The following is a 12,355-nucleotide window of genomic DNA, read 5'->3' on the forward strand; positions in this document are numbered from 1 at the left end:
CTGCTCATAGGCTGAGCTACCTGCTATCGCGAGTGATTGTGGACGTCGTACTACGCCGTCAAAATGCTTGTGTAGTGCGCGGACTGTGAAGACGACAAGGCACTGAGAGACGATGACGAAGCTGCTGCGCGACCTGATCGAAATTCCCGAACGTGTGACCTCCGGGGACTACGTCCTGACCATCTCCGACGGAGTGGACGAGCGGTTCAGGGACGCCACGATTCGGGACTATGTGGTCACCGAGCAGCTCGCCGCCAGCTTCGACAGGGCCTTGGGGCTCCTCCAGGAGGCGGTTGAGCGACGACGATCCCATGCGGCCTACCTCGATGGATCATTTGGGTCCGGTAAGAGCCACTTCATGGCGGTGCTGCATGCGATCCTCAAGGGTGATCCCGCAGCGCGTGGCAAGAAGGGCCTTGCGGACATCGTCGGCAAACACGACTCGTGGCTGGCCGGGCGGAAGTTTCTACTTGTCCCATACCACGTGGTCGAGTCCAGGTCGTTGGAGGCGGCCGTCCTCGGGGGCTACGTCGCCCATGTGCTCAAGGTTCACCCGGACAAGCCGCTGCCTGCGGTATTCGTCGATGACGAGCTCATTGCGGACGCGGCGCAGATGCGAGCTGACGACGGCGACGATGCCTTCATTGCGCGGATCTCCCGTAGTGGCTCGCAGTGGCAGAAGTCCTGGGACTCCAGCCTGCTGGACACAGCGTTCGCAGCACCACCCAGTGATGCGGAGCGGCGACGCCTGATCGGTGACCTTCTGATGGGGCCATTCAAGCGGTACGCCCGTGCAGTTCGCGCCGACGTAGAGTCCTACATCTCGCTCGACGAGGGACTGTCCGTGATCAGCAAGCACGCCAAGAGCGTGCTCGGCTACGACGCGATCGTCCTACTCCTAGATGAGCTGGTGCTCTGGCTGTCCGGGCTGGTCAGTGACACCAAGCACATGACGCTGGAAGCCCAGAAGATCTCCAAGTTGGTGGAATCCGCAGAGAATGAGCGTCCAGCGCCGATCGTCAGCTTCATCCCTCGGCAGCGAGACCTGAAGGATCTGGTCGGCAGGGACCTGGCCGGCGGTCAAGCGGGTAGTTTGTTCGACACGTTGAACTACTGGGCCGAGCGTTTTAATGTGATCAAGCTTGAAGATCGCAATCTCCCCGAGATCGTGAAGCACCGGATGCTCCACCAGAAGCCTGGAGCAAAGTCTGAGCTGGATGCGGCATTCGAGCAGACAACGGCCGTGCGTTCCCATGTATGGGAGACCCTTCTTGACGCGCAGGGCGGCGTGGGTGATCGTGAATCGTTTCGCGCTACCTATCCATTCAGCCCCGCTTTCCTACATGCCATGGTCGACCTGTCCGGTGCGCTACAGCGGCAGCGTTCAGCTCTACGGCTAATGCAGCAACTCCTGGTCACTTATCGTGACGTGCTTATGGTCGGCCAGCTCATGCCGCTCGGCGCCATTTACGACGTCCTCACGGACGGCAAGGACGAGCCGTTCTCCGACAAGCTCAAGGGCGAATTCGCCCAGGCGCAGCGCTTCTACAAGGTGAAGCTGAGGCCGTATCTGTTGAAGAAGCACGAACTCACGGAGGATCAGGCTCGCGCCTTGCCCACGCGGCACGCATTCCGTTCTGACGACCTGATTGCCAAGACTCTGCTGTTGGCTGCATTGGTGCCAGGTGTCCCCGCTCTGCGCAGTCTCACCTCATCACGGCTGGCCTCACTCAACCACGGCGCGGTCGTCGCTTCGCTGGCCGGGCGCGAACCACGAGCGGTTGCCGAGACGCTGCGGAAGTTGGCCAACGAGTTTGGTGAGATCCGGGTCTCCGACGCCGAGGACCCCACAGTCGAGGTCGCTTTGATAGGCGTCGATACCAAGGCCATTCTCGCCCAGGTCGTCGACAAGGCAGACGAGTCGGCCAAGCGCACCACGATCAAGGAACTTCTCTGGTCAGAGCTAGGCGTCGTGGACAAGGGGCAGTTCGTCCCTACGGCTTCGGTGATCTGGCGCGGAACTCAGCGGACGGTGGAGTTGGCCTTCGCGAACGTGCGAGATCGCGACAAGGTCGCCGCCGCTGAGTTCTCGCCGACCGATCCGGAGGCGATCCGGTTCGTCATCGACTATCCGTTCGATGAGGGCACTCACAGCCCCGCCGAGGATCATCGCCGCGTCCGAGAACTCCAAGCCGAACTTGACCGCCCGCCAACGCTAGTGTGGTTGCCGCATTTCCTCTCCGCGGATCGGATCCGCGACCTGGAAGACCTCATCAAGATTTCGTTTCTGCTGGAGCGAGATCTACTCACTGACTACACCCCCACACTCAGCCTTGAAGATCGCCATCACGCCCGCACCCAGCTGGACAACCGGCGCGCTGCGCTCCGGTCGAACCTGATCGGGACGATCAAGGCTGCGTATGGTATCGACAGCGGCCGGGAGCGGGACGCGGACCTGGGCGCCAGGGCGGAGGAACACATTCTCTGCCTAGACTCCCAGCTCCAGGCCAAGCCACGAGTGGGCCAAGGCTTCCCAGAGGCGCTCCGCTATCTGTCCCTACTCCTCTTGGATCACCGATATCCCAAGCATCCAGACTTCGACGTGCAGGGACGTCGCAAGGAGATCTCCAGATCGGAGCTCTTGACCGTGCTCCAGACGGTCGAACAGGCCGCCCAAGACAAGGTCGGCAGAGTTGAGATTTCCGGAACCGACGTCGCCGTTCTAAAGCGGATTGCCAATCCGCTGAAGGTCGGTGTGATGCACGAGGCCGCATTCGTGCTCGGGGACGAGTGGAAGCAGACTATTGATCGGCGAGCCGGAGCTGTTGCTGCGGAGGTGCAGGTCTCCGATATCCGGCGCTGGATTCTAGAGGAACAGCCAGGTCTTCCCCCTTTGGTAACCGATCTTCTGATCTGCTGCTACGCGGTTCAGACGGACCGGGCATGGGTCAGGAGCGGACAACCTCAGCGGAACGCTCCCGACCTCGGAAAGATCACTCGCGATCTTGTGCTCAGACGCCAGGAGCTGCCATCCCAGACTGATTGGGCATCGGCCTCCGAGCGTGCGGGGAGCATTTTCGAGGTGGCTGTGCCTCCCGTGCTTTCGGCCCGAGCCGTACAGGCTCTTTCTGCGGACTTGCGAGTGAGGGCCTCGGAATGGTTGCCTGCGATCGAGAGCCATGTGGCGGAGCTCAAGCGACATGCCGCCACGCTCGGATTAGACGGTTCGGCTCGGCTCACGACTGCCCAAATCACGGCGAGCACGCTAAACCGCCTCACCGTTGGTGACTCCACTACGGCCATTCAGGCGCTCGCGGACGCGAAGCTGCCTGAGGAGACCGTCATCTACCGGGCGAGTCTGCGCAGTGCGAAGACACTGACCACGGCGCTCGCGAATGTGCGTTGGAGGCTGATCGACCAACTTCCAATCCTTGCCGACGGCGGAGGTGAGAAGGCAGAGTCCGCTCGGACGATCCTCGATCAGCTTCGAATCGCGGCCAGGCGCAATGAGCACGAGGTTCAGCTGGCCGAAGCACTCACACGGGCCGAACAGGACGCAATAGACCTACTCACCGAGCCGTCGCCACCCCCACCAGGTCCGGGCGGTAGCGGTGAGAAGTCCAAGCCGAAGCCGTCGGAAACAACCAGGCATACAGTACGAGGCTCCGAGGCACGAGAAATCGCTGAGGAACTGCGCAAAGTCATGGCAGGCAACCCGGACGCCGAATTCGAGATCACTTGGCGGATCGTACGATGACGGTTTCGTCGAATATCCCCACGGCGAACCTCGCGGTCGTCGAGGGTGAACTGCGTCGGGCGAAGTCCTTCACTGAAAAGCGCAATCGACCCGAGCGGGTGTTGCTCCTACGTGCCGCTCCGGAGTGGCGCGGTGAGGCCGAGATCTCCCCGGACGGCATCGACGCCACAGTGGCGGCCTGCCCAACCGTGCTCTCCGTGCTGGACGCGATCAGCACCCCGCGTGATCCCGACAGCTTCCTGGTCGTCCTCACACCGTGCGATGAAGAGGAGATCGGGCTCTCCGTTCTGGCCGGAGCCATCGAACACGCGGTCCGGCCGATCAATCGATGGGATCTGGTCTCCGATGACTTCGGGGCGAAGCGATTGGATCCACGACTGGTCAAGAAAGAGTGGCGCTGGCTCGCCGAGTCTCTGCTGGATGCTAAGCCCCGAGAGACTGGATGGCGCAGACTCACCGGTCCGCTACTCACACTGGAAACCGCGCTCAACCGGCTGACAGCAGTCAGGTTCGGCGGCTCCTCCGACGAAGAGCAGCTCGACGCAGCAGCGCTGCTGGAGTGGACCCTCAACGATGTCGCTCTGATGCGGTTCTCTGCCCTGCGCCAAGAGGAGCGAGACGGGTTGGGCGACTGGCTCTTTGAAACCGTCGGGCCAGTCGCCCGCGTCATCTTCCGCATGGTCAAGAGTGGGCAACCGTCTGAGGCTGTGCCGCTCGGGCTCGCAGTATCGGAGCTGCTGGCACCCAAGTTCAAGAAATCGGATGGCGACGTCGAATCCGATGGAAGCCCTACACACGTCCGCATCACCGCAGGGGTCCGCGCGGAGGAGCGATTCTTTGGTGGGCAGGCCCCCTCCGCACCCGACATTGAGAGCTTCGCCGAGGCCTGCGAGTCCCTCGTGATCCGATGGAGCTTGGGCTCACACCCCCAACTGGCCGACGAGATGTGCGACCGGGCCCAGCAGATACTTCGTGGGCTTGGCGCAGATCAATTGGCGGGTGCCAGCTCAATTTTGGACGCGGGTTTCGACGCTCGCCTGGCCACCTTGGCCAATATGATCTCCCAGGCCCTACCCGGGCCGCGCGGCAGCGATGTCTCAGTGATCGAAGAGGCGTGGGCGCGGCTTGGTGAGCATCGCCGTACGATCACACGAACCGCCGAAGTGGAGGCGGCGGCGGCTGCCGTACGGCTCATGCGCTGGCTTGCAATGACCACACAGGAGCCAAGGACGTTGCTTGACGGAGCAACGGCCTATCTGCGGGAACATGCCTGGGTAGATCGCGCCCTTGCCCAGGTCTGGGGTGCGGACACCACCCGGGTTTCGTCTGCCGGAAGTGCGTACGGAGCGCTCTACGAAGCGGTTCGTGAGCATCGTGCGAAGTTTGATCGAGTGTTCGCAGAGCGGCTCACGGCGTGGAACGAGCTCTCCGGCGAGACGGGGGAACTCGTCCTCGCCGAGAATCTTTTGGAGCGGATCGCCCGGCCACTGGCCGAACGCCGATCACCTCTGATCATCGTTCTGGACGGTATGAGCGCTGCCGTTGCCTGCGAACTCGCTGAGGACATCGTTAACGGGCGGCGCTGGATCGAAACAGGCCGGCGCGACGACGGGCGTGAGCCCGCTATCGCTACTGTTCCATCGATCACCCATTTCTCACGAGCCACCCTGCTCTGTGGCACGCTGCGTGCCGGCGGACAGCAGGAGGAGAAAGCCGGGTTCACCTCGTTCTGGCGGGGCAGGAATTCGGTTCTCTTCCACAAGGGTGAACTGCGGGGGGGTGCGGGTTCGCACATCTCCAACTCAGTGTTGGCCGCGATTCGTGACGTGTCCACGGTGGTAGGTGTAGTGCTGAACACCATCGACGACGCATTGGATCGGGGGCGAGAGGATGGATTGCCTCATTGGGGGCTCACCGATATCGCCTTCCTCAATTCGCTCTTGGAAGAGGCCTGGCGGGTGAGCCGACCGGTTCTCCTCACCTCCGACCACGGGCATGTGCTCGACCGCTTGGACGACATCCACCCAGCTTCGGCCGACTCCGCGCGCTACCGCATGGGAACTCCTGGTGACGGGGAGATCGAAGTGCGAGGCCCGCGAGTGTTGTCGGGGTCAGCCGTAGTCGCGCCCTGGGACGAGCGGATTCGATACACGCCACGTAAGGCGGGCTATCACGGCGGGGTGTCTCCGGCGGAGATGGTGATTCCGATATTGGCGTTCGTGCCCACAGCAGAGCTTGTGCCGAAGGGATGGACTGGGTACAGCACGCCCGTTCACGCTCCCGCGTGGTGGGACACCCCAGTAGCTGCGGCGCCTCTAGCCATATCTTCTGCCAAGAGTTCCACGAAGAAGAAGCCCCAAATGCAGCAGCCTCCGCTTGGCGATTTCCTCTTCGAGGAAGCGGATGTTCCGGCCGCTGCCACACTTGGTGCTTCCATTGCTGCTTCAGCACTGCTCGCCGCGCAGCGAACCTTCGTACGGCGGGCGCCTGACGGTGTTGAGATTGCCAAACTGATTGACGGGCTGGTCACGGCAGGAGGAAAGCTGCCGGTCACAGCCGCTGCGGCGCTTGTGGACCAGCCGGTATTCCGCATGTCCGGCTATGTTGCCCAAGTGGCCAAGCTGCTCAATGTGGATGGGTACATCGTCGTCGCCGAGACTGATGGCGGGCGTACGGTCGAGCTGAACATCGCGCTACTGCGAGAACAGTTCCTCGGGAGTAAGTCGTGACCACGCCCGTGTCGGTCAGCGCAGTCCGTCGCCGTGAGGTGGTCGATGCGCTCCGCCGGGGTACAGTGCCATCCGCTGGCCTCGATCTGTTCGCCGTCGGGCTGGAGCGGTTCGAGAATGCACTGGATGATGAGCTCTCCGCTGCTGCCTCAGGTGGCGCGATTTTCAAGGCCGTAAGAGGTGAATACGGCTCGGGCAAGACGTTCTTCGCTCGCTGGCTCGCCGAGCGAGCCAAGCGTCGCGGACTAGCGACTGCCGAGATCCAGATTTCCGAAACCGAGACACCTTTGCATCGTCTGGAGACGGTCTACCGACGCCTGGTTGAACGGCTGACCACTGCTTCCGCGCCCCCTAGCGCGCTGAGAGACGTGATCGACGGTTGGTTCTTCACGCTAGAGGAGGACGTCCTCGCCGCTGGCTCTGTTACGACGAACGACGTCGTCGCCCTGAGCGCAGGGGTCGACGCCTTGCTGGAGTTGCGGCTTGCCGGAGTGGCACGGACCACACCAGCGTTCGCCGCAGCCTTGCGCACCTATCGCCGGGCTCGGTTGAGCGAGGACAACGCGCTTGCCGAGTCGCTCCTCGCCTGGATCGGAGGGCAACCCAACGTAGCGGCATCGGCTCGCCGTGCCGCCGGGATCCGCGGCGATCTGGACCACTTCGGCGCGCTCGGGTTCCTACAAGGACTGCTCACTGTGTTGCGTGATTGCGGCCATCCGGGACTGCTGGTGGTTCTTGATGAGACTGAGACGCTGCAGCGAGTACGAACCGATGTCCGTGAGAAGGGGCTAAACGCGCTTCGGCAGTTGATCGACGAGGTGGACTCCGGCCGTTTTCCGGGGCTGTATCTGATGATCACCGGGACGTCAGCGTTCTATGACGGGCAGCAAGGAGTGCAACGGCTCACCCCACTGGCCCAACGGCTCGCGACCGACTTCGGAACAGACTCGCGGTTCGACTCGCCCCGAGCGGTGCAGATCCGGCTCCCCGGATTCGATCTACCTCGGTTGGTGCAGCTTGGCTCTGCCGTACGAGACCTCTATGCAGCGGGGGCACAGGCCCCGGAACGGGTAGAAATGCAGGTGGACGATGCATACATCGCCACACTCGCATCCGCCATCGCGGGCGGGTTCGGGGGGAAGATTGGCGTGGCACCTCGCGTATTCCTACGGAAGCTCGTTGCAGACGTACTCGACCGGGTGAACGATTTCCCCGACTTCGTTCCTCGTCAGCATTACGCGCTCACAATGTCTGCTGGCGAGCTAACCGAGGAAGAGCGCAACGTCTTGGTAGTCCACGCGGCCGATGCCGGTGATGTGGATCTCGATCTGCCGTGACGATCGAGCGGCTACATCCATCCCTGGCCCATCACATCGTGAACACGCTGGGCTGGCCAGAGTTGCGACCACTTCAGACTGCCGCTGTCGCGCCGGTGCTCAACGGATCGGATGCTCTTCTATTGGCACCGACTGCCGGAGGTAAGACCGAGGCCGCCGTATTTCCTATCCTTTCGGCGATGGCTTCTGACCAGTGGAACGGTGTCTCGGTTCTCTACATCTGCCCCTTGAAGGCGCTGCTCAACAATCTTCTCCCGCGTCTGGAGCTGTACGCGACTTGGACTGGCCGTCGGGTCGCCCTATGGCACGGGGACGTTTCAACCGCACGCCGGCAGTCGATCCTCCGGGATCCGCCGGACATCCTGCTGACCACTCCCGAGTCGATTGAATCCATGTTGGTCTCAACGAAGGTCGATCACCGGCACCTCTTCCGGGGGCTCCGCGCCGTGGTTGTTGACGAGGTGCACGCCTTCGCTGGAGACGATCGTGGCTGGCATCTGCTTGCCGTACTGGAGCGGCTGACCCACTTGGTCGGACGTCCGATCCAGCGGGTTGGGCTGTCCGCCACGGTAGGGAATCCGCCCGAATTGCTGTCCTGGCTCCAGGGCTCCAACAAGGATGCTCGCTCAGCTGCAGTCGTCGCTCCAGATTCCCAACCCTCTCCTCCGCCCCGTGCAGAGTACGGCTCAGTTACAGCTCCTGTTGTCTCGGCAGGCGCAGAACCCGATATCCAGCTTGACTACGTCGGCTCCGTTGCGAACGCGGCGCAGGTGATCGCCGCTCTCCACATCGGCGAGAAGCGCCTGGTGTTCGCCGACTCCAAACGCCTCGTCGAAGAACTTGGCGCCGCGCTGCGAGCGCGGGGAGTCACCACGTTTCTATCCCATGCATCGCTAGCCGCCGACGAGCGTCGCCGGTCCGAGCTAGCCTTCGCCGAGGCGCGAGACTGTGTCATCGTAGCGACGTCCACGCTTGAGCTTGGAATTGACGTAGGCGACTTGGACCGCGTCATTCAGATCAACGCTCCACGTTCGGTTGCGTCCTTCCTCCAGCGGCTTGGACGTACTGGACGCCGGCCGGGGAGCATTCGGAATTGCCTATTCCTCGCTCTGGATCAAGACTCCCTTTTGGCCGCCGCGGGACTGCTGTTGCTCTGGCGCCGCAGCTTCGTCGAGCCGATCAATCCCCCACCCGATCCCCGCCACATCATGGCCCAGCAGATGCTCGCCCTCTGCCTGCAGGAGCATCGTGTCGGCTCCCATCTGTGGCCGGAATGGTGGAACGGACTCTTTGGCGGTGACGCAAAGGCAGTCGTCGACCACTTGGTGGCCGAAGGGTTTCTCGAACAGGACGGCGGGATGCTGTTTATCGGCACTCACGCTGAGAAGCGTTTCGGGCGCCGCAACTTCATGGACCTCACGGTGGTCTTCACTGCTGCGCCCGAGTTCACCGTTCTCTGTGGCCGGGAGGAGATTGGCCGTACAGATCCAGGCCTGCTAACGGAGAAGATCGACGGCCCCCGGCTGATCCTGCTCGGCGCCCGAACCTGGCGAGTGACCTGGATCGACTGGAAACGCCGCCGCTGCTTCGTGGACCCATTCGACGGCTCCGGCGGCAAAGCGCGATGGGTCACCTCTGGGATGGGCGGCGCCTCGTTCGAACTCGTGCGAAGTATGCGTGACGTTCTCCTTGGGGCCGATCCTCTCGTACGGCTAACGCAGCGAGCGGCTGCGGCGCTAGCGGTCACGCGAGAGGATTCGCGGGATATCGTGCACCCGGGTGAGACCGTAATCGTCCGTGATGGATTCGATCTCTGCTGGTGGACATGGGCAGGATATCGAACCAACGCAACTCTGAAGGCGACCCTCGGTCCGATCGCCGACGAGGCCCAGCGTGTTGATGATCTCAACATTCGTCTCAGGATGGACCTGTCTCCGGCTGCCTTCACGGCAGCCTTGCTAGATCTGGATGGTCATCTCTGCTTGCCCTCGATTGACGACAAGGCGATCGCGGGCCTGAAATTCAGCACAGCACTACCGCTCCACATGGCCGAGAGAACACTGGCCGCCCGCTTCGTAAACGTCCGCGGCGCGGCGGAGGTCCTCGCAGAGCCTCACCGCTTTATTCAACTCTGAACTCAGCCTTTCTCCATCTTCGCCACAAGCGGAACGCTTGCGACCCTTGACGGTCGCGGACGAGTGAACCACTCCGACTTCGATGGAGCTAAAGTATGTCCGAGAGCCGCTGAGGCCTCACATGGCCGTCTCGGCGAGTGCGGGGTATGCGCGGGATGATCATATGAACGGTGGATGCTGCACAGGGTGTTTTGCATGTAAACTATCGTAAGTAGTCATTATCATCCGTTCTCCTACAGCGGGTGCCGCAGGTTCGAATCCTGCTGGGGGCACGCACCAAATCTTCGGCACCGGCACTCGCGACCTGCGGGTGCCTTTGTTCGTTGCCGTGGATTTCCTCTGCCATGGTGGCGGCTCCTTCGATGGTGTCGTTGTCGAGAGTGACTCTGATCAGCGCGACGCCGACGGCGTCGTTGTAGCGGATCTCCAGGTGGAAGGCCGCGAAGAGCTTGCGCTGCAGTTCCTCAGGCAACTCGGCGATCCTGGTCTGGAGCATAGTGATTTGGTGGAGCAGGTCGGTCTGGTGGTCTCGTGAGGGCGAGTCGGCCTCGACCTCAGTGAGTTCCTGTGCCTCGGCGCGACGCTGGGTGCTCCAGCTCGGAGTAGCGGGTGAGCAGGCGGCGTGCGAACGCATCGTCGGCGTCGCTCTCGTCGACCTGCACGGTGATCCGGTCGTGCTTCTTGGCGAGCTCGGCAATGCTGTTCTTGAGTGCCTGGCAGCGCGATTCCCATTCCTGCTGCGCCTGGTCGATGGTCTCCGGCAGGTCTGCCGCGAGCAGCCGGTGACGGTGGTGGCCGAAGATGCGTCGCTGGAACAGGTCGTGGACGGCGTCGAGAAGGACGTCCTCGCGTACGCGGACGACCTTGGGGTGTCCGGGGAAGCGGTCCTCGCGGCCGAGGTTGTTGCGGTCGGGCTGGCAGCAGTAATAGGCGTCCTGGGCTTTGCGGCGGGTTTCGGTCTGGCCGAACATGCGGCGGTCGCACGGGTCGCAGTGGACGAAGGAGCGCAACTTGTAGGTGCGGCGGGTCTGTGGGTGTCTGTTGGCCTCTGAGCCGGCGCGGGAGGTGTTGCGAACGCGGCTAACCGTCTGTGTGGCGTCGTACATCTCCCGAGTGATCAAGGGATCCTGCGTGGGGTGGTCCGTCGAGCGTTCAAGATCCTGGCATTTCTCATAATGAGGTTTTTGAGAGGGCATGGTCCCGGATGACGGCAGTCTCGCCGAGTACGGCGATGATCAGAGCCATCGTTTGGCTGGTCACTGCGTTGCTCTCGGGGACAGGTGGGACGACGCCGAGCATAAAGGCAAGAACTGTCGTAGCTGCAACGGTGGACCTGGCGTAACCTCGCACTTCGCGCCTCTGTCGCTTCTTCCCCCTGCGCATGTCACGAGGGTACGGCTTCAGGCAGTCGCAAGGAACGCATCAGGGATAACTGGTGGAATGAAGGCCATGATCCGAAGGTTGCTGCAAGCATGTCATCAATCTAAGGGGCGTGTAATGAAGGATCTCCAGTCTTTGTATGTGATCGCATTTGACAGCGGGGTTCTTAAGGTTGGCCGAAGCGCTGATCCAGTTACCCGACTACGTCAACACCGCTCTGATGCTCGTAAGCACGGCTATATGGATATCGCTGAGTGGTTTTCGCCTCCGTATCCGAAGGCACTACAGCATGAGCGGGCGCTCCTTCACTTGTGCCATGCCGAGGGAACGTTACGAGAGGGCAGGGAATGGTTCTCTGGTCTCGATTACGACTACGTCCAGCGTTGGGCACAGGTGCTGAGCCGCCAACCTGAACGAGCGGCCAGAAGGAAGACTGTTTGGCAGGGTGCCGCTGCCGTGGCTGTCGTTGCGGCTGAGGTGGTGTCCAGCGTCCCACGTTGCTGAGCCGTCACGCAGTCACGCTGCCGATGTCGGCCTGCTGTTCTGGAGTAAGGGCGGGGATGACCAGACGGTCGCAGACGTAAACGTTGAACTGGTCTTCCGACCGTCTTCCGGACGCGTGTGCTCTCAGCCGGCCCAAAGCCCCTGAGGTTTCCGCGGTTGGCCGGGCTGGACCTTCAGCTGCTCTGGCTGTAGCTCTCGCCCGCTCATGCCGGCGTAGAGGAGCCTGTCTTCTTGCCAAACGGTGTAGACGCCGATGGAGACGTCAGGCACTTGCTCGTTCGGCCAGTCGGAGAACTTGAAGAGCGGCCCCTCCTGCAGTTCCTTCACCCGCATGAAGGTACAGCCCTCGCCGCTGGTGCTCATAGGCCTACTTCCCAGAGCACGAAGCCAGTCGTGCTTCGACGGCAACTCCCCCACATTCCCCCTGAGGGGTCCCATTTGGAACGTACCCATCAATTTCCCCTATCGCCCCACCATCGCCTTACGTAGACGGCATTATCAGTGATCAGAGAT

At 62.2% G+C, this 12,355-nt stretch carries 8 protein-coding genes; 5 read left to right on the forward strand and 3 right to left on the reverse strand.

Features of this window, described 5'->3' with window-relative positions:
- Window positions 1–112: 112 nt before the first annotated feature.
- The 4 genes from ACWDRB_RS29635 to ACWDRB_RS29650 are packed head-to-tail and all read left to right on the forward strand — an operon-like array spanning window position 113 to window position 9,958.
- A complete protein-coding gene (locus ACWDRB_RS29635; RefSeq protein WP_449899021.1) occupies window positions 113–3,757 on the forward strand; it encodes a phage resistance protein in 3,645 nt (1,214 codons plus the stop codon).
- Window positions 3,754–6,486: a BREX-2 system phosphatase PglZ gene (pglZ, locus tag ACWDRB_RS29640; protein ID WP_449899023.1), complete on the forward strand. Its 2,733-nt coding sequence runs from the start codon at window positions 3,754–3,756 to the stop codon at window positions 6,484–6,486. Before ACWDRB_RS29635 ends, pglZ begins: the two co-directional genes overlap by 4 nt.
- Complete coding sequence (brxD, locus tag ACWDRB_RS29645) at window positions 6,483–7,823, forward strand: BREX system ATP-binding protein BrxD (RefSeq protein WP_449899026.1); 1,341 nt, start codon at window positions 6,483–6,485, stop codon at window positions 7,821–7,823. Before pglZ ends, brxD begins: the two co-directional genes overlap by 4 nt.
- A 2-nt stretch (window positions 7,824–7,825) precedes the next feature.
- Window positions 7,826–9,958 carry a DEAD/DEAH box helicase gene (locus tag ACWDRB_RS29650; protein WP_449899531.1) on the forward strand — a complete coding sequence of 711 codons (2,133 nt, stop codon included), beginning with the start codon at window positions 7,826–7,828 and terminating at the stop codon, window positions 9,956–9,958.
- A 202-nt stretch (window positions 9,959–10,160) separates the two neighbouring features.
- On the opposite strand, the gene ACWDRB_RS29655 is transcribed toward ACWDRB_RS29650, so the two are convergent.
- The gene (locus ACWDRB_RS29655) at window positions 10,161–10,454 is read right to left on the reverse strand and encodes a hypothetical protein (protein WP_449899028.1); all 294 of its coding nucleotides are present in this window, start codon (window positions 10,452–10,454) and stop codon (window positions 10,161–10,163) included.
- Window positions 10,455–10,512: 58 nt separating this feature from the next.
- A complete protein-coding gene (locus ACWDRB_RS29660) occupies window positions 10,513–11,154 on the reverse strand; it encodes a hypothetical protein (protein WP_449899030.1) in 642 nt (213 codons plus the stop codon).
- 301 nt (window positions 11,155–11,455) lie between these two features.
- On the opposite strand from ACWDRB_RS29660, the gene ACWDRB_RS29665 reads away from it, so the two are divergent.
- Window positions 11,456–11,842 carry a GIY-YIG nuclease family protein gene (locus ACWDRB_RS29665; protein WP_449899033.1) on the forward strand — a complete coding sequence of 129 codons (387 nt, stop codon included), beginning with the start codon at window positions 11,456–11,458 and terminating at the stop codon, window positions 11,840–11,842.
- A 123-nt stretch (window positions 11,843–11,965) separates the two neighbouring features.
- Here ACWDRB_RS29665 and ACWDRB_RS29670 read toward each other — a convergent pair whose 3' ends face one another.
- A complete protein-coding gene (locus ACWDRB_RS29670) occupies window positions 11,966–12,205 on the reverse strand; it encodes a hypothetical protein (RefSeq protein ID WP_449899035.1) in 240 nt (79 codons plus the stop codon).
- Between the last annotated feature and the right edge of the window lie 150 nt (window positions 12,206–12,355).

It is taken from the genome of Nonomuraea sp. NPDC003707, assembly GCF_053587055.1.